We start from the raw sequence: 17,661 nt of genomic DNA, 5'->3' as shown, positions 1-17,661 counted from the left end.
GCGGGTGGGTGCACACTGGCCCGTATCCGCGACAACGGCGTCCTGGAGGTGTCGGCCATGACCGACGTACTGCTGACCGTAGGTACACGCAAAGGGCTCTTCATCGGCCGCAGGCGCGGCGGCCGATGGGAGTTCGACGGCCCGCATTTCAACGCGCAGGCCGTGTACTCCACCGCGATCGACACGCGCCGGACCACGCCCCGCCTGCTGGTGGGCGGGGACAGCTCGCACTGGGGGCCGTCGGTCTTCCACTCCGACGACCTCGGCGCGACGTGGAACGAGCCGGTGAAACCCGCCGTCAGGTTCCCGCAGGACACCGGGGCTTCGCTGGAGCGCGTGTGGCAGCTGCACCCGGCCGGCCCGGCCGCGCCCGGCGTGGTGTACGCGGGCACGGAGCCCGCCGCGCTCTTCCGTTCCACGGACGACGGTGAGAGCTTCGAGCTGGTGCGACCGCTGTGGGAGCACCCGACCCGGTCGCAGTGGATGCCGGGCGGGGGCGGCGAGGCGGTGCACACGGTCGTCACGGACCCACGGGATCCGGACGTCGTGACGGTCGCGGTGTCGGCGGCCGGGGTCTTCCGGACCCGGGACGGCGGCGCGACCTGGTCCCCTTCGAACGACGGGGTGTCGGCCGTCTTCCTGCCCGACCCCCACCCGAAGTTCGGGCAGTGCGTCCACAAGATCGCGCAGGACGCCGGTGATCCGGACCGGCTCTACCTGCAGAACCACTGGGGTGTGTACCGCAGCGACGACGGCGGCGCCAAGTGGACCGACATCGGCGGGGGTCTCCCCTCCGACTTCGGATTCGCGGCCGTGGCCCACCCGCACCGGGCGGATGTGGCGTACGTCTTCCCGATCACCGCCGACGCGGACCGGGTGCCGGCCGACCACCGGTGCCGCGTCTACCGTACGAGTGACGCCGGCGGGACGTGGGAGCCCCTGTCGGCGGGCCTGCCGGACGGCGACCACTACGGCACCGTGCTGCGGGACGCGATGTGCGCGGACGACGCGGACCCGGCGGGCGTCTACTTCGGCAACCGGAACGGCGAGCTGTACGCGAGCGCCGACGAGGGCGACACCTGGCAGTTGCTCGCCTCCCATCTGCCGGACGTGTTGTGCGTGCGGGCGGCCGCCATCGGGTGAGGGACGGCGCGAGGGACGGACGTGACCGGCTGGGCGCGAGATGCGGGCTCCTTGCGCCAGTAGAGTGACGCCCGTGGCAGCACGACCGTTGAAAGAAATCGTCGAGCCGGGGTGGGCGGAAGCCCTCGCACCGGTGGCCGAACGCATCGCCGCGATGGGCGACTTCCTCCGAGGGGAGATCGCCGCGGGGCGTACGTACCTACCAGCCGGGGCGAACGTCCTGCGCGCCTTCCAGCAGCCGTTCGACGAGGTGCGTGTCCTGATCGTCGGACAGGATCCGTACCCCACCCCGGGACACGCGGTGGGGCTGAGCTTCTCGGTCGCGCCCGAGGTGCGGCCCCTGCCCGGCAGCCTGGAGAACATCTTCCGCGAACTGCACACCGACCTCGGGCTCCCCCGGCCGTCGAACGGGGACCTCACGCCCTGGACCCGGCAGGGCGTCCTGCTGCTCAACAGGGCGCTGACCACGGCGCCCCGCAAACCGGGCGGGCACCGCGGCAAGGGATGGGAGGAGGTGACCGAGCAGGCCATCAAGGCGCTCACGGCACGCGGCAAGCCGCTCGTCTCCGTCCTGTGGGGGCGCGACGCACGCAATCTGCGTCCGCTGCTCGGCACGCTCCCCGCGATCGAGTCGGCCCACCCGTCGCCGATGTCCGCCGACCGTGGCTTCTTCGGCTCGCGCCCGTTCAGCCGCACGAATGAACTGCTGCTCCAGCAGGGCGCCCAGCCCGTCGACTGGCGCCTGCCGTGACGCCCGGCCCGGCGTTCCCGTCCCCGGTCGCCGGTGACGTGTGGGTGCTGGGCGTCGACTCCGGAGGGTCGGGGCTGCGGGTGGCGCTCGGGGCCCCGGCCGGGCACGCCGGGACCGGCAGGGTCGACACGGGCGGCGCCGGCACGGGCGGCGTGCGCCTCGTCGACAGCGTGGCGTTCGAGGAGCCGGTGCGGACCGGACCCCGGGGCCTCGATGCCGGGCATCTGCTGGAGCGGATCGTGCCCGCCGCCGAGGAACTGCTGGCACGGGCCGGGGCAGGCCGGTCGGGCGCCGTCACGATCGGAGCCGTGGCGGTGGGAGCCGCGGGGATGGCGACGCTCGGGGACGAGCTGCGGGCCAACCTGCCCGCGGCGCTGCGGCGTTCGCTGGGCGCCGACCGGCTCGCGCTGGCGGCCGACGCGGTCACCGCGTACGCCGGGGCGCTCGGGCAGCGGCCGGGTGCGGTGGTCGCCGCGGGCACCGGCATGATCGCGCTCGGCACGGACCTGGCGTCCTGGCGGCGCGCGGACGGCTGGGGGCATCTGCTGGGCGACTGCGGCAGCGGCGCCTGGATCGGCCGCGCCGGGCTGGAGGCGGCGCTGCGCGCGCACGACGGGCGGCCGGGCGGCTCGGCCGCGCTCCTGGCGCGCGTGGAGGCCGTGTTCGGGCCCCCGCCGGCGCTGCCGGGGCGGCTCTACCCGCGCGCCGACCGGGCCGCCGTCCTCGCCTCGTTCGCGCCCGAGGTGGCCCGGTGCGCGGCGGACGGCGACCCCGTGGCGGCCGATGTCCTCGCGCGGGCCGCACTGCACATCGCCGAGGCGGCGGCAGCCGTCTGCCCGCCCGGCGACGCCGTCGAAGTCGCCATGACGGGCGGGCTGTTCAAGCTGGGCGACCCCCTCCTCGTACCCCTGCGGGCAGAGCTGGCGGAGCAACTTCCGCGCGCACGGCGGGTGCCCGCCGCCGGGGATCCGCTCGCCGGCGCGCTGAGCGTCGCCGCGGCACTCGCCACGGACAGACTCCGGCTGCCGCGCGAGCCGGGCATGCTCGATACAACTCACCTGTAGACCACGGATCGGACATAGTCGGACAGAGGGTCTCCGACTACCCCCTCCCCAAGCATTGGAGCAGGTAAAGCCAGTAGCATGCGGCGGCATGAGCTCCCCCACTGGGCCCGCTTCCGGCCTGCCTGTACGAATGCCGCGACCCCGCCAGTCAGGGCGGCACCGTCGCCCTGAACCCGTGGCGGCGCCCGAGGGCGCGCCCGCGCTCGTTCTCGCCGTTCCCGGCACCCCTTCCGCCGCTGTGCGCGGTCTGGCCGAAGAGGTCGTGAGCATCGCCCGTTCCGAGCTGCCCGGCCTGGAGGCCGCGATCGGCTTCGTCGAGGGTGATGACGCCGAGTACCCCACGCTCCCCGGTGTGGTGAAGCAGGCCGCCACGCTGCGCGTCGAGCGGTACGAGCTGGCCCGGGCCGCCGGCCGTGAGGTCGCCGAGCCCGAGGGCCCGGCCGCCGTGGTGGTGCCGCTGATGGCCGGCCCCGACCACGCCCTGATGAGCCGCATACGTGAGGCCGTCGCGAACAGCGGCGCGCCCGCCGAGCTGACCGATGTGCTCGGCCCGCACCCGCTGCTCGCCGAGGCCGTGCACGTCCGGCTCTCCGAGGCCGGGCTGGCCCGCGCCGACCGGGCGCGGCTGTTCACGGTCGCCACGGCGGCCGACGGCATCGTCCTGGCGACGGTCGGCGGTGAGGAGGCCGTGCAGGCCGCCGGTATCACCGGCATGCTGCTGGCCGCGCGGCTCGCCGTGCCGGTGATCGCCGCCGCCCTGGACCAGGAGGGTTCGGTGGCCGCGGTCGCCGAGCAGCTGCGCGGCTCCGGCTCGCAGCAGCTGGCCCTCGCGCCGTATCTGATCGGCCCCGAGCTGGCCGAGGGGCTGCTGGAGGAGGCCGCGCGGTCGGCGGAGTGCCCCGTGGCCGAGCCGCTGGGCGCCTACCCGGCGGTCGGCAAGCTGGTGCTCTCGCAGTACTCGACGGCGCTGGGCCTCGCCCCGCAGCCGCAGGGGGCGCCGGTCCACTGACCTCTCCCGCCGTACGAAGGGCCCGCACCGGTTCGTGACCGGTGCGGGCCCTTGGTGGTATCGGGGGATCGGCGTGCGCCGGGCTCGCACGGGCTCCCACCGGACCCGCACCCGACCTCTCGTCCGGCTCCCACCGGACCCGCACCCGACCTCCCGTCGGGCTCCGATCGGGCCCGCATCCGACCTCTCGTCCGGCCCCGGCCCGGCCGTTGGCCGTAACCGGGTGTCGCTCGCCGCCTGGGCCGCCCGCGCGCCGGGCGGGGGCCTCGCTCGGGGTGTCTGCGCTCCGCGACGGCCGCCCGCGCGCCGGGCGGACGTCCGTCGCGGGCCGCCCTCGTCCGTGCCCGGCCTGCGGTCCGCGCGCCGCGTCCGGCTCATCGCTGTCCGGGCCCGACCGCTGTCCGCACCATCCGCCGCGCCGTTCCGAAACGGCCGACGTGCCGTGCCCGTACCGCCGCCGACCGTTCCCGCAGGTCTGCGGCCCGTGCGCCGTACGCCCGACGCCCGACGCCCGTGGCCGGTGGCGCGGTCCGTCAGGCGAAGACCACGCAGGACGCCGCGGGGCACGGAAGCATGCCGGCGCGCCTCGGGATGCCCGTCGTCGGGTCGAGGTCGAACCAGGTGACGTCGCCGGAGCGCTCGTTCGCCACGTACAGGCGCCGTCCCTCGGGGTCCAGCGTCAGGTCCCGGGGCCAGTGGCCGCCGCAGGGCACCGTGGTGACCAGCGCGGGCTTCTCGCGGGTGTCGTCGAGGGCCAGGACGGCGATGCTGTCGTCCCCGCGCACCGCGGCCCACAGGAAGCGCCCGTCGGGCGACACGGCGATCCCGGACGGGTAGCTGGGGGTCACCGCGCCGGCGGGCACGGCCCGGGTGCCCCCGACCGGTGCGAGGACGCCCGTGTCCGCGTCCCAGCGGCAGACGGTGATCGTCGGCTCCAGCTCGCCCAGCACGTACGCGTGGCTCCCGGCCGGGTGGAAGGCCAGATGGCGCGGCCCGGTACCCGGTGGCAGCGCGGTCCGGCCGTGCGGTACCGGTGCGTCACCGCCCGGGGCGTCGAGCGCGTACACGTACACGGAGTCGGTGCCGAGGTCCACGGCGAGCAGGCGGCGACCGGTGGGGTCGGGCACCACCTGGTGGGCGTGGGGGCCGCTCTGCCGCTCCGGGTCGGGCCCTGAGCCCTCGTGCCGGAGCACGACCGGCGCGGCGTCCGGCCTGCCGTCCGCGCGGAGGGGCAGGGCGCTGACGCTGCCGGAGCCGTAGTTGGCGGTGACCACGTGACCGCCGGCGAGCGCCAGGTGCGTGGGGCCGGCGCCGCGTACCGCGACGGGGTCCCCCAGGAGGCGCGGGGCGGCGCCCCGGATGTCGAAGGCGGCGACGGCGCCCTCCTCCGTCTCGGAGACCGCGAGGAGCACGGCGCCCCCGGGCGCGGGCGCCAGGAAGGACGGGTCCGCGACGTCGCCGGCGGCCCCGGTGACGGTCAGCGCGCCCGTACCCGGGTCGACGTCGGCCGCGACGACCCCGTGGCCTCCGGCCGAGGTGAACGACCCGATGAATGCCCTGCGGCCCCGTGCCCCCGCTGCGTACGTCATCGCGCCGCCCCTCTCCGTCCCGCCCGGCCCGTGCCCGCCCGGGCCCGTGCCGGTCCGGGCCCGTGCCGGTCCGACGCTAGCAGGTACGGACCAGGGGAGGTGAGGGGTGATCAGGAGCGGACGAGTGGGGCCCGGGGAGAGCTCCGCAGCGGTACCGCGAGGGCGACGAGGACCTTCTCCAGCCCGTGGAGGTGGTGCAGCGCGGCCTCGGTGAGGGGGTGGTGGTGCGGGGCGTCCGCCGCCGCGGCGGGTTCCGGGGCGGTCGCCGGGGCGGTGCCGGGCGCCACGAGCGCGTGGAGGGCGATCTCCACGCGCCAGCAGGCGGCGGCCAGCCGGGCGTCGTGCGAGGCGTCCGGGTCGGCGGCGACGGAGGCGAGCCCGCGCACCTCGCGGGCGCAGTCGTCCAGCAGGGCCAGCACCCGCCGGGCGCGGGCCTTGCGGGCGCGCAGCGGGCTGAGCGGGTGCACCAGGGGCGCCAGGGACAGCCGGGCGCGGCCGAGCAGGACCTCCAGTTCGGCGGCGAGCGGTGCGGGGTCGGCGTCCGGGTCACCCGCGAGGCGGCGCGCGGCGGAGGTGGTGCAGCCGTGCACGCAGTGCAGGGCGCGTTCGATCCAGGCGTCCGTCGTGGCGTGGGTGGTGACGGGCAGCACGAACAGGACGGCCAGCGTCGCCCCGAGCGCTCCCACGCCGGTCTCTGCGAGGCGCAGGGCGAGCAGGCCGGGCTCCAGTACCCCGAGGAGCCCGTACAGCAGCCCGACCATCACCGTGACGGCCAGCATCATCCAGGTGTACGAGACCGGGGCGGTGTAGAAGATGCCGAAGACGCAGAGCGCGACGAGGGCGGCGGTGGGCGCTGTCGCGCCGTGCAGTGGTACGGCGACGAAGAGGCTGACGGCGATCCCGATGAGGGTGCCGAGGATCCGCCGGAAGCCGCGCACCAGGGTCTCGCCGCGCGAGGAGGTGTTCACGAAGATCCACCACGTGGCACCGACGGCCCAGTACCAGCGCTCCCCGGACAGGAACTGGCCGGCCACGAGGGCGAAGGCCGCGGCGAAGACGGCCTGGACCGCCTGGCGTGTGGTGGTTCGCGCGAGGCCGGTCCCGCCCGGGAGGGCCGGTACGGCGGGGGGTGGCAGCCGCCGCTCGTAGCACCAGGCGCCGAACCGGACGGCCGAGGAGGCGAGCAGGGCGAGGGCGACGGCGGAGTAGACCTCCGGGAGCTGCTCCGGCGCCGTTCGCAGGAACTGGCACACGAAGAACATCATGAACGCGAAGACACCCAGCGCGTGGCCCCGCGCTCCCCAGCGGCGTACGTACACGGCGCCGCCCGCGACGGCGACGAAGGCCAGGTCGCGCAGGAGCGGATGGCCGTGCAGTCCGGCCGCGAGCGCGAGCACCGGGAAGCCGACGGCGGGCAGCAGTGCCGTGGTGACCGCCTGGCGGGGCACGGTCGCGTCGGTGACCGTGAAGAGCGCCAGGAGCGCGGCGAGCCCGCCGGTGATGACCGCGGGGAGGGTGTGCCCCGCGAGACCGCACACGGTCACCGCCAGACTGATGCCGAGGACGGCCCGGACGGCGCTGCGCAGTCGCAGCCGCCCCGGATCCGGAACCACGAACATCCTCTTCAGCACCGCTTCCCGCCCCTTCCTTGTATGCGTGTCGTATGCGCGTCGCTCTTGACATGAAAAAGGCGCCGCGGAATCCGCAGCGCCATCGACGGGACCATCACACCACTGTGGTGCCCGTTGGCTCAAGTGGCCGTTGATTCACTGAGCCATTGGCACACCATGTCGCGAGGAACCGTTGCCGGTGTGAGGCCAACGGGCCATCGTGTGCGGCGGAGGACGGGGCATGCCCGTCCATTCGGCCGTCACGGGCGCGTGGAGCCGTGCAGCCTCGGAGCCATGAAGTCACGAAGCCATGAGGCCATGACGCCATGACGCCATGACGGAGGAATAGCGTCGTATGTCCGGTTCAATGAGAGGTGACACGGGCAGGTGGTCGGCATGATCGGCGACACGGATGGTGACGGGCAGGCGCGCGGGCCCGGCGGCAGCGGACACCGGACCGTCCCGCACACGGCGGACGTGCGGATCGAGGCGTGGGGCGGGAACCGGGAGTTGTGCCTGGCGGAAGCGGTGCTGGGGATGGTGGAGTGCTTCGCGGACGTCACCGGTGTACGGCCCGTCGCCATGCGCCGGGTCCGGGTGGCGGAGACCGACGACGACGATCTGCTGGCCGCGCTGCTGGATGAGGTCATCTTCCGGCTGGAGGTGCACGGCGAAGTGCCCGTGGACATCGAGGCGGAGACGACCGACGAGGGGCTGGAGGTGCGGCTGGCGGTGGTCGATCTTGCGACGGTCCCCATCATCGGCGCGGCGCCGAAGGCCGTCTCGTGGAGCGATCTCCATCTGGCCCCGGGCCCGTACGGCTGGTCGTGCGGGGTGACGGTCGACGTGTGAGGCGGGCGCCGCCGCCGGGGGACGCGGGGTGCGGCGCCACGGCCAAGCGCCGGAGCCGGGCGGTACGGCAGGCGCGGGAGCGGCCTCACGTCAGGCACCGAGCGAGGTTCCATGACCAGCGCCGGGGACTCTCGGCAAGCACGGGGCGTGCCTCGCGGCCGGCGCCAAGCCGGGCTCCACCGGCAAGCCCGAGGCCGCGCCTGGGCCCGCAACCCCGACCGTCCCCACTGCGGCCCCGAGCCCGGGCCTCGCAGCAAGCCCCCGGGCCGGCCGGCCTCACGGCAAGCGTCGCACCGGGTCCCGCGGCAGCGCCGGTCGACGGCCGGGTGCCCCGCACAGGAGCGGCGCAGCCGCCGACCCCGCCCCCGCCCCCGCCCTCGCCCTCGCCCTCGCCCTCGCCCTCGCCCTCGCACAACGGGCTACCCCTTGACCACGCCCAGCGGGACCAGGCGCACCACCTTGCGGCACAGTCCCGCGCCCTCACTGGCCTCGACCACCTCCGACACGTCCTTGTACGCCTCCGGCGCCTCCTCGGCCAGGCCGCGCCCGGACGCGCCGCGCACCGCGATCCCCCGCGCCTCCAGCCGGGAGCGCAGTTCCTCACCCCGTACCACCCGCAGGGCCGCATGCCGGCTCAGCACCCGGCCGGCCCCATGGCAGGTGGAGTGGAACGCGTCGCCGCCGGGCACGCCGGTCAGGACGTACGACGCCGTACCCATCGTGCCGGGGATGAGCACCGGCTGACCCGCCTCCCGCAGGTCCTGCGGCAGGCCGGGGTGGCCGGGCGGCAGTGCGAGTGTGGCGCCCTTGCGGTGCACGCACAGCGTGCGGGTCGCGCCGTCCACGCGGTGCCTCTCGACCTTCGCCAGGTTGTGGGACACGTCGTACACCAGGGTCAGCCGGGCGCCGGCCGCGCGGCGGAAGATCCGGCGGGCCGCCTCCCCCAGCAGCTGACGGTTGGCCCGCCCGTAGTTGGCCGCCGCCGCCATCGCCCCGAGGTACGCCGCGCCCTCCGGCGATTCGACCGGGACGCAGGCCAGCTGCCGGTCGGGAACGGTGATGCCGTACCGCGGCATGGCCTTGTCCATCGCCCGCACATGGTCGCTGCACACCTGGTGCCCCAGCCCTCTGGAGCCGCAGTGGATCATCACGCAGACCTGGCCGCGGGCCAGCCCGAATGCGGTGGCGACGGGCTCGTCGTACACCTCGTCGACCTCCTGCACCTCCAGGAAGTGATTGCCGCCGCCCAGGCTGCCGACCTGTTCGAGCCCGCGCTGCAGGGCGCGCTCGCTCACCTGTGTCACATCGGCGTCGGGCACCGCCCCGCGGTCCTCGCAGCACAGCAGGTCGCGCGGTTCGCCGTGCCCCTCCTCGACGGCGTACCGGGATCCGCCCTCCAGCACCCGCTTCAGCTGCGCGGTGCCGCTCAGCCGCCAGACCGCTCCACGGCCGGGGCCGTGCGGCACCACCCGGCCCAGCCCGTCCATCAGCGCGGGCAGCACCGGCCGGAGCGCCCGGCGGTCGCAGTCGGCGGCCAGGAGCCGTACCCCGCACGAGATGTCGAAGCCGACCCCGCCGGGTGAGACCACGCCACCGTCGTCGATGTCGGTCGCGGCCACGCCGCCGATGGGGAAGCCGTAACCCCAGTGAATGTCCGGCATCGCGTACGAGGCGGTGACGATGCCGGGCAGGGTCGCCACATTGACGACCTGTTCCAGCGACTGTTCGGCGTCCCGCAGCAGTCGCCGGGTCGCGAACACCACTCCCGGGACCCGCATGTCGCGCCGTGGCTCGATGCGGAAGCGGTAGGGGCGCTCCTCGGTGATGTCCATCGCGATCTCCTTCGCGATCTCTCCTCGCTCCCCCCGGTCTCCCCGCTCTCCCCGTCTTCCTGCCGTTTCTTCCCGCAGCGCCGTGCGCCCCTCGCGTACCCGTGGCCGGGGGACGCCATGTCGGAATGCGCCGCTCCGGCCGTTTGCCGCGCCCCGCCGGTGCTACCCGTCAACGTGCCGCCAGTGGCTCTCCGGGCGGCCGCCGAGGGCCGCCGGGCCACGGGCGGACCATGAGGAGGCGAGGAACGGTGAACGCATCCGTCAAGGAGATGCTCGACACCTACCCGGCCGACCTGGGCGGCGTGGACCGGGAGGCCATCACCCGGTGCATCGAGGAGTGCATCGCCTGCGCCCAGGCGTGTACCGCCTGTGCGGACGCCTGCCTGTCCGAGGGCATGGTCGGCGATCTCACGAAGTGCATCCGCACCGACATGGACTGCGCCGACATCTGCACCGCCACGGCGTCGGTCCTCTCACGCCACACCGGCTACGACGCCAACATCACACGAGCGATCGTGCGGGCGTGCGCCACCGTGTGCAAGGCCTGCGCGGACGAGTGCTCGTCCCATGCGGACATGCACGAGCACTGCCGGCTGTGCGCGGAGGCGTGCCGCCGCTGTGAGCAGGCGTGCGACGACCTGCTCGCCGGGCTCGGCTGATCCCGCGTCGCGCCGAAGCCACGGGCCGGTGCACAGGTGCGCCGGTGCGCCGGTGCGCCGGATCAGGATCCCGATCCCGGAACGGCGGCGTCCGGACCGGGAACGGCGGCGTCCGGGATCCGGAACGGGGTCGGGCCCCCGGGAGAGGGATCAGGTCCCGTCCCGTCGGACGCCCATGGGCCGTCCCTCGAACGAGTGATGCCCACGCCGGGGGCGTCAGCGGCCACCGCCGCCGGCGGGTCCGCCGCGCCCCACCCCCCTCGGGCCATTGGTACTGTCACGGACCGCATCACCGGGCCGGAATGGGATCGACATGGCAGTGGATGAGCTCGACACCCGCATCCTGCGGCTGCTGATCGAGCAGCCGCGCACCAGCGTGCGCGAGTACGCGCGCATGCTCGGGATCGCGCGCGGCACGTTGCAGGCGCGTCTGGACCGGATGGAGCGGGACGGGGTGATCACCGGCACCGGCCCGTTCCTCTCCCCCGCCGCGCTGGGACACCCCGTGCTCGCCTTCGTGCACATCGAGGTGACGCAGGGGCACCTGGACGAGGTGGGCGACGCGCTCGCCGCCGTGCCGGAGATCGTCGAGGCGTTCTCCATCACCGGCGGGGGCGACCTGCTGACCCGGGTCGTGGCGCGGGACAACGGGCATCTGGAGGACGTCATCCAGCGGCTGATCCAGATCCCGGGTGTGGTCCGTACGCGGACGGAGATGGCGCTGCGCGAACGGGTACCGCACCGGCTCCTGCCGCTGGTGGAGTCGGTGGGCCGTGCCTCGCGCACCCAGCGGTGACGGGCCGGACGGGCGACGGCTTGGCATGCTGGGGCTCATGAGCAGCAGTACGACACTCACCGCCGTCATATTCGATCTCGACGGCACGCTGGTGGACAGCGAGCCGAACTACTACGAGGCCGGGCGCCGGCTGCTGGAGAGCCACGGCGTCACGGACTTCAGCTGGGAGCACCACACCGACTTCATCGGCATCGGGACGCGCGAGACGCTGGAGATCCTCAAGGAGGAGTACGCGCTGGCCGCGCCGGTCGACGACCTGCTGGCCGCCAAGAACCGGCACTATCTGCAGCTGGCGCGGGCCGCGACCGAGGTTTTCCCGCAGATGCGGATGTTCGTCGAGCTGCTGCACCGGGAGGGCGTGCCGATGGCCGTGGCGTCGGGCTCGTCCCGGGCCGCCATCGAGGCGGTCCTCCACGGGACGGGCCTGGACGCCTACCTCACGACGCTCGTCTCCGCCGAGGAGGTGGAGCGGGGCAAGCCCGCGCCGGACGTCTTCCTGGAGGCGGCGCGCCGGCTCGGGGTGGAGCCGGCGCACTGCGTGGTCCTGGAGGACGCGCCGCCCGGCGCGGCGGCGGCGTACGCGGCGGGGATGCGGTGCGTCGCCGTACCGTACGTGCCGTCGACGGCCGACGACCCGGCGTTCCTGACGGCGGGCCTGCTGCTGCGCGGCGGACAGGTGGAGTTCACGGCGCGCGCCGCGTACGACTTCGTGACGTCGCCGTCGCACTAGCCGCACGGACGTCCGCGCCCGGCCGCGCACTCCGCGTCCCCCGCGTACCCCGGGCAGCCGGTCAGAGCCGGGCGTGGGCCGTGATGTCCGCGCTGAACTGGTCGATCATCGGTGGTGTCACGGTCGGACGGCACTGGGCGATGGCGTCGAGGTAGTCGTCGGTGCTCGCGCCCGGCGCCCGTGGCTCGGCTCCGCCGCCCACGGCGGCCAGGTCCCGCTCGAAGGCGGCCTGGGCGGCGATGCGCGCCGCGTGCTCGATGTCCGCGGGGGTGAACAGCTCGCTGGCCGCCACCAGGATGGACACGTCGACGTCCGACCGGCCCTGCGTGTACCGGGACCAGATCGCCGCCCGCGCCTCCTTGTCCGGCGTACCGATGGGGATCAGGTAGTCGAACCGGCCCGGCCGCAGGAACGCCGGGTCCAGCGACCGGATGGAGTTGGTCGCGCACACGAGCAGCCGTTCGTCGCCCTCCCGGAAGCGGGGTATCAGCTTGAGCAGTTCGTTGGTCACGCCGTGCATCCCGCCGGGCTGCGCCGGTTCGGTGCGTACGGGAGCGATCTCCTCCACCTCGTCGATGAAGACCAGCACCCGCTCCAGCTCGGAGATCCTCGCGAACGCGCTGCGCAGCGCCGCCGCCAGATTGCCCTCGTCGGCCAGCCGGGACGGCAGCAGCTCCACGAACGGCCAGCCCAGCCGGGAGGCGATGCCCCGCGCGAACGTCGTCTTCCCGGTTCCCGGCGGCCCGAACAGGGTGATGGCCCGCGGCGGTCGCACGCCGTGGCGCGCGGCCCGCTCCGGCTCGGCGAGCGGCAGCACGACACGCCGCTCGATCAGGTCCTTCTCCGCCTCCATGCCCGCGACCTTGGCCCACAGGTCGGCCGGCAGGAACCGCCCGCCCAGGTCCTCCAGCAGGTTGGCCGCCGGGCCGTGCAGCGGCTCCACCTTCTCGAAGTACGCCACGGCGGGCCGTCGGGTGTATCCGGCGTTGATCAGGCCCTCGCCGAACAGGTCCTCCTCCGGCAGGACGTACGCGATCCGGCCGACCCTGGCGGCGAGGAGTCGCCGCTCCAGCTCGACGAGCAGGGCGCTGGCCAGACCTCGTCCGCGCCAGGCCGACGCGATGGCGATGCGCATCACCCAGGCGCGTTCCCCGGCCACGCACGCGAGGGCTGCGCCGATGGGTACGCCCTGGTGAACGGCGACGACGGCCGGCTGGCGGGAGGTCAGCGCGCCGATGCACTCGGCGAGCGAGAAGACGGACTCCTGTCCGAGCTCGGCCGTGGTGTCGATCAGGTGGACGACCGCCGCGAGATCGCTCTCACGGTAGTCGTGGATGAGCCAGTTCACCGGTTCCGCCCCTCGTTGGTGATGTTGCGGTGAGGCTAGGGGCGGCCGCGTGGCCGGGCCTGTGCCGCAGTGCACAAGGCCGGGACGCCGACTACGACGTTCCGTCGGTTGGCGAAGTGACCGGTCCGCCCCCGCGGGCGAGGTGCGCGGCACAGTGGACGGGACCGGTCACGGTCGCCAGGATCCCAACGGACTTCGTCGTCAACGCGGCGCGCGGGGCGCTCGCGGCACGCGGGGGCGCTCATCGACCGGGACCGCCCTCGCGGACGCTCGTGGACGCCCTCACGTCGGGTGCCCTCGCGGGAGCCGGGGGCGACGTGTTCGACCCCGAACCGCCGACGGCCGCCCTGTGGCTGCTGAGGGCACCGAACGTCGTCCTGTCCCCGCGCGTCGCGGGCGTACCCGCGAGACGCCGGCGCGCATCGCCCTCGCTGCCGTCCGGGACTTCGCCGACCACCTGGCCGGAAAGCCGTCGCACGACGTCGTGTCGTGACCGGACGGGGTCAGGGGCGACGACGCCGGGGCCGGGCCCTGGCCCCCGCGCGGATGTCAGACGATCCGGGTCGCCGTGCCCGTCACCCGGATCCGGCGGTCGCCCGCGCGGAGTCCGACGGTCAGCACCCCCGGCCGGCCCATGTCCTCGCCCTGGTGGAGGGTGAGGGTCGCGTCCTCACCGACCAGGCCCTGTTCACGGGCGTACGCGCCGAAGGCACCCGCCGCCGCGCCGGTCGCCGGGTCCTCGACCACGCCGCCCACCGGGAACGGGTCACGCACGTGGAAGACGAACTCCGAGGCTCGCCACACCAGTTGCACGGTGGTCAGGTCCAGCCGGCGCATGAGGGCTTCGAGTCGGGGGAAGTCGTACGCCAGGTCCGCCAGCCGTTCACGGGTCGCGGCGCCGAGCACCAGGTGGCGGGCGCCCGCGTAGGCGATCCGGGGCGGCAGGGCCGGGTCCAGGTCCGTGGCGGGCCAGTTCAGTGCGGCCAGCGCCTCGGTGAGGTCCGCGTCGGCGATGTCCTCGGTGTGCGGCTCGACGGTGGTGAGCGTGGCCCGCGACGATCCGCCCTCCTCGGTCACGGTCACCGGCACCGCCCCGACGGGCGTGGCGAAGACCAGGTCCCCGGGGCCCAGGCGTTCGCCCAGCGCGACGGCCGTGGCCACGGTGGCGTGCCCGCAGAAGGGCACCTCGGCCTTGGGGCTGAAGTAGCGGATGGTGAACGCCCTTCCCGGCTCCCCGCCCAGCCCGGCGGGCGGCGGGGTCAGAAACGCCGTCTCGCTGTATCCGAGGCCGGCGGCGATGGCGAGCATGTCGGCGTCGCCGACCCCGGAGGCGTCGAGGACCACCCCGGCGGGGTTACCGCCCGCCGGGTCGTCGGAGAAGGCGGTGTAGCGCAGGATGTCGGGCTTCGTCGTCATGGTCTCGGAACTCGCGCGGGCCCGTCCTTGTTCCCGGTCGTTCCGGGCCGCGCGGTCTGTTCGGACCCGGGGGGCGGGGGACGGCCGCCAGGCGCTGACCCCAATGGGTGAGCGGTGTTTTGTCGCGTGCCGGGCCTGCTGCGACCCTTGCCGCCGGACCACAGGGAGCAGCGGACCATCCGCTGCCGTCGCGTTCCCACGGAGGGGCGATGGAGTACGGGCGGAGGCTGCGCGAGGCCGTCGCGAAGCCGGGGACGACACCGTTGATCGGGATCTACGACATGTACTCGGCGTCGCTCACGGCGCGCCACTACGACGGGATGTTCGTCTCCGGATTCGGCTTCGCCGCCTCCTACTACGGCCTGCCGGACATCGGGTTCATCGCCTGGCCGGACATGGTCGCGTTCGTCGAACGGCTGCGGCCCGCGTTTCCCGGTCACCATCTGCTGGTGGACATCGACGACGGCTACGCCGATCCGGAGGTGGCCTGCCATGTGGTGCGGCGCCTGGAGGCCGCGGGGGCGTCCGGGGTCGTCCTGGAGGACCAGAAACGGCCGCGTCGCTGCGGGCACGCGGACGGCAAGGAGATCCTGCCGCTGGACACGTACCTGGACAAGCTGCACCGGGTGCTGGACAGCAGGCGTGACATGGTCGTGGTGGCGCGCACGGACGCCGTGGAGGACGCCGGGATGTTGCGGCGGGCGAGCGCGCTCGCGGCGAGCGGCGCGGACGTCGTGCTGGTGGACGGTGTGCGGGACACGGCGGCGATCCGGCGGATCCGCGACGCGGTCGGGACGACCCCCCTGCTGTTCAACCAGATCGCGGGGGGCAAGTCCCCCGCGCTCTCCCTGGCCGAACTCACCGAGCTCGGCGTCGATGTGGCGATCTACAGCACACCGTGCCTGTTCGCGGCGCACGAGGCGATCGACAAGGCGCTCACCGACCTGCGGGCGGCGGACGGCCGGCTGCCCGCGTCGGGGACGGCGGGCGTACGGGAGTCCACGCACCTGCTGGAGCTCAACCTGGCCCCACGGGGCGGCCCGCCACGCCGGCCGCCCCCACCGGGGCCAGCCCGGTCGCGGACGGGTGAGCCGACCGCGTCGGCCACCACGCACGGGCGGTACGGCGCTCCGGGGAGCGGCCCGGGTCAGCCCAGGAAGCTCAGCCGGACCTGGCGCTCGGGGTTGTCCTTGTTCGTGTCGACCACGCACACCGACTGCCAGGTGCCCAGCGCCATCTCACCGCCCACGACGGGGATCGTCGCGTGCGGTGGCACCAGTGCGGGCAGGACGTGGTCACGGCCGTGGCCGGGGCTGCCGTGGCGGTGCTGCCAGCGGTCGTCGGCCGGGAGCAGGGTGTGCAGGGCGGCCAGCAGGTCGTCGTCGCTGCCGGAGCCGGTCTCCAGGATGGCCACGCCGGTCGTCGCGTGGGGCGTGAAGACGTTCAGCAGGCCGTCCCGTCCCGCCGCCGCCTCGCGCAGGAACGAGGCGCACGCGCCGGTCAGATCGTGGACCACCTCCCTGTTCCCGGTGGTGATCCGCAGCGTACGGGTGGTGAATGCGTCGCTCATGCCCCCCATGGTGGCACCGTGTCGGGTTCCGCCGCGGGAGTCGGCGTGTCAGGGGCGGCGCCGTGGACGTGGCGAGTCGTCGGACGCACGATGGGGGAATGGCGATCGACACTGCGTCAGGCGGGGAACCCCTGCCCGGGTCGGCCGATGTCGTGGTCATCGGCGGCGGGGTCATCGGGGCGAGCATCGCGTTCCATCTCGCGGAGGCGGATGCCGGGCGGGTCGTGCTGCTGGAGCGGGACACGCCCGCGTCCGGGTCGTCCGGGAAACCGATCGGCGGGGTGCGCGCGCAGTTCTCGGATCCGGTGAACGTACGGCTGGGGCAGCGCAGTCTGGAGGCGTGGCGGGCGTTCGGGGAGCGGCCGGGCGCGGATGTGGGGCTGGAGCGCGTCGGGTACCTGTTCCTCCTCGGCGATGACGAGGAGGTGGAGACGTTCCGTCAGGGGATGGCGGTGCAGCACGCGTTCGGGGTGCCGAGCCGACTGCTGACCCCGCGCGAGGCGCAGGCGCTCTGCCCGTACGTCGATCCGTCGTCGTTCGTGGCCGCCGCCCACTCCCCCGCCGACGGGCACGCGTTGCCCGGCGCCGCCGTGAGCGGTTACCTGCGGGCCGCCACCGCGCTCGGCGTGACCGTACGGAGCCGGTGTGCCGTCTCGGCGATCGAGACGTCGGGCGGGGAGGTCCGCGCGGTGCGCACGGCGGCGGGGACGGTACGCACGGGGGCGGTGATCTGCGCGGCCGGCGCGTGGTCGGCGGCGGTGGGGGCGATGGCGGGGGTCGCTCTGCCCGTCACCCCGCTGCGCCGGCAGATCGCCCTGACCGGCCCGCTGGACCCGCCTCCGGCGCGCGTGCCGTTCACCCTCGACTACGGCTCCACCCTGTACTTCCACAACGACGGCGCCGACGGGCTCGTCCTCGGTCTGTCCGATCCCCGCCAGGAGCCGGGCTTCGGGCGGGAGTTCAGCGAGGAGTGGCTCGACCTGTTCCGCGAGGCGGCGGGCCGGCGCGCCCCCGCCCTGGCGGGGCTTCCGGTGCGCGGCGGCTGGGCGGGCCTGTACGAGATGACCCCCGACGGCAACGCGCTGATCGGTGAGGCGCCCGCCGTGAGCCGGTTCCTGTACGCGACGGGCTTCTCCGGGCACGGCTTCCTGCAGGCTCCGGCCGTCGGCGAGGTGGTGCGGGACCTGTACCTGGGCAGGGCGCCGTCCATCGACGTCGGCCCGCTCGCCGCCGACCGGTTCGACGGCACCGCTTCCGGCGTCCGCCCGGAGGCGCACATCATCTGAGGAGAC

General features: G+C 74.5%; 15 protein-coding genes and 2 pseudogenes. 11 read left to right on the top strand and 6 right to left on the bottom strand.

Annotated elements, in window-relative coordinates; translation table 11 throughout:
* Positions 1 to 57: 57 nt before the first annotated feature.
* From ABZZ38_RS15155 to ABZZ38_RS15140, 4 genes are all read left to right on the top strand, one after another.
* Entirely contained in the window at positions 58 to 1,143 is a 1,086-nt protein-coding gene (locus tag ABZZ38_RS15155) for an exo-alpha-sialidase (protein WP_356739593.1), read from the top strand.
* A gap of 73 nt (positions 1,144 to 1,216) precedes the next feature.
* Positions 1,217 to 1,894, top strand: a complete 678-nt coding sequence (locus ABZZ38_RS15150; RefSeq protein ID WP_356739591.1) for a uracil-DNA glycosylase — start codon at positions 1,217 to 1,219, stop codon at positions 1,892 to 1,894.
* Complete coding sequence (locus ABZZ38_RS15145; protein ID WP_356739589.1) at positions 1,891 to 2,958, top strand: BadF/BadG/BcrA/BcrD ATPase family protein; 1,068 nt, start codon at positions 1,891 to 1,893, stop codon at positions 2,956 to 2,958. Before ABZZ38_RS15150 ends, ABZZ38_RS15145 begins: the two co-directional genes overlap by 4 nt.
* Positions 2,959 to 3,046: 88 nt before the next feature.
* Positions 3,047 to 3,967: a hypothetical protein gene (locus ABZZ38_RS15140; protein ID WP_356739587.1), complete on the top strand. Its 921-nt coding sequence runs from the start codon at positions 3,047 to 3,049 to the stop codon at positions 3,965 to 3,967.
* A 533-nt stretch (positions 3,968 to 4,500) separates the two neighbouring features.
* Here ABZZ38_RS15140 and ABZZ38_RS15135 read toward each other — a convergent pair.
* Positions 4,501 to 5,556, bottom strand: coding sequence for a lactonase family protein (locus tag ABZZ38_RS15135; protein ID WP_356739585.1), 1,056 nt, complete (start codon positions 5,554 to 5,556; stop codon positions 4,501 to 4,503).
* Between the two features lie 110 nt (positions 5,557 to 5,666).
* On the bottom strand, positions 5,667 to 7,187 hold the full coding sequence (locus tag ABZZ38_RS15130; RefSeq protein ID WP_356739583.1) for an FUSC family protein: 1,521 nt from the start codon (positions 7,185 to 7,187) through the stop codon (positions 5,667 to 5,669).
* Positions 7,188 to 7,562: 375 nt separating this feature from the next.
* Between ABZZ38_RS15130 and ABZZ38_RS15125 the strand changes: the two genes are divergently transcribed.
* Positions 7,563 to 8,018, top strand: a complete 456-nt coding sequence (locus ABZZ38_RS15125; RefSeq protein WP_356739581.1) for an archease — start codon at positions 7,563 to 7,565, stop codon at positions 8,016 to 8,018.
* A 419-nt stretch (positions 8,019 to 8,437) separates the two neighbouring features.
* Here the strand turns inward: ABZZ38_RS15125 and ABZZ38_RS15120 are convergent, their stop codons facing one another.
* A complete protein-coding gene (locus ABZZ38_RS15120) occupies positions 8,438 to 9,850 on the bottom strand; it encodes an RtcB family protein (RefSeq protein WP_356739579.1) in 1,413 nt (470 codons plus the stop codon).
* Positions 9,851 to 10,098: 248 nt separating this feature from the next.
* On the opposite strand from ABZZ38_RS15120, the gene ABZZ38_RS15115 reads away from it, so the two are divergent.
* The 3 genes from ABZZ38_RS15115 to ABZZ38_RS15105 all read left to right on the top strand — a co-directional run bounded on the left by ABZZ38_RS15115 (position 10,099) and on the right by ABZZ38_RS15105 (position 12,035).
* Positions 10,099 to 10,509 (top strand): four-helix bundle copper-binding protein, encoded by a 411-nt coding sequence (locus ABZZ38_RS15115; protein WP_356739577.1) that lies wholly within the window; start codon positions 10,099 to 10,101, stop codon positions 10,507 to 10,509.
* A 313-nt stretch (positions 10,510 to 10,822) separates the two neighbouring features.
* A complete protein-coding gene (locus ABZZ38_RS15110; protein ID WP_356739575.1) occupies positions 10,823 to 11,305 on the top strand; it encodes an Lrp/AsnC family transcriptional regulator in 483 nt (160 codons plus the stop codon).
* Between the two features lie 37 nt (positions 11,306 to 11,342).
* The gene (locus tag ABZZ38_RS15105; protein WP_356739573.1) at positions 11,343 to 12,035 is read left to right on the top strand and encodes an HAD family phosphatase; all 693 of its coding nucleotides are present in this window, start codon (positions 11,343 to 11,345) and stop codon (positions 12,033 to 12,035) included.
* A gap of 61 nt (positions 12,036 to 12,096) precedes the next feature.
* On the opposite strand, the gene ABZZ38_RS15100 is transcribed toward ABZZ38_RS15105, so the two are convergent.
* Entirely contained in the window at positions 12,097 to 13,383 is a 1,287-nt protein-coding gene (locus ABZZ38_RS15100; RefSeq protein ID WP_356739571.1) for a bifunctional GNAT family N-acetyltransferase/ATP-binding protein, read from the bottom strand.
* A 173-nt stretch (positions 13,384 to 13,556) separates the two neighbouring features.
* On the opposite strand from ABZZ38_RS15100, the pseudogene ABZZ38_RS15095 reads away from it, so the two are divergent.
* Positions 13,557 to 13,876, top strand: a pseudogene (locus tag ABZZ38_RS15095) (NAD(P)-dependent oxidoreductase); the annotation flags it as partial.
* A 56-nt stretch (positions 13,877 to 13,932) separates the two neighbouring features.
* Here the strand turns inward: ABZZ38_RS15095 and ABZZ38_RS15090 are convergent.
* Positions 13,933 to 14,799, bottom strand: coding sequence for a PhzF family phenazine biosynthesis isomerase (locus ABZZ38_RS15090; protein WP_356739569.1), 867 nt, complete (start codon positions 14,797 to 14,799; stop codon positions 13,933 to 13,935).
* A gap of 209 nt (positions 14,800 to 15,008) precedes the next feature.
* Here ABZZ38_RS15090 and ABZZ38_RS15085 point away from each other — a divergent pair.
* A pseudogene (locus ABZZ38_RS15085) lies at positions 15,009 to 15,827 on the top strand (isocitrate lyase/PEP mutase family protein); the annotation flags it as partial.
* A gap of 119 nt (positions 15,828 to 15,946) precedes the next feature.
* Here the strand turns inward: ABZZ38_RS15085 and ABZZ38_RS15080 are convergent.
* Positions 15,947 to 16,369: a YjbQ family protein gene (locus ABZZ38_RS15080; RefSeq protein WP_356739567.1), complete on the bottom strand. Its 423-nt coding sequence runs from the start codon at positions 16,367 to 16,369 to the stop codon at positions 15,947 to 15,949.
* 98 nt (positions 16,370 to 16,467) lie between these two features.
* Here ABZZ38_RS15080 and ABZZ38_RS15075 point away from each other — a divergent pair, with 98 nt between their 5' ends.
* Entirely contained in the window at positions 16,468 to 17,655 is a 1,188-nt protein-coding gene (locus tag ABZZ38_RS15075; protein ID WP_356739565.1) for an FAD-binding oxidoreductase, read from the top strand.
* Positions 17,656 to 17,661: the final 6 nt, after the last annotated feature.

It is taken from the genome of Streptomyces sp. NPDC006368 (assembly GCF_040612535.1).
Taxonomy (GTDB): domain Bacteria; phylum Actinomycetota; class Actinomycetes; order Streptomycetales; family Streptomycetaceae; genus Streptomyces.
The sequence above is the reverse complement of the archived record's forward strand: the minus strand, read 5'-3'. Positions and strand labels throughout refer to the sequence as shown.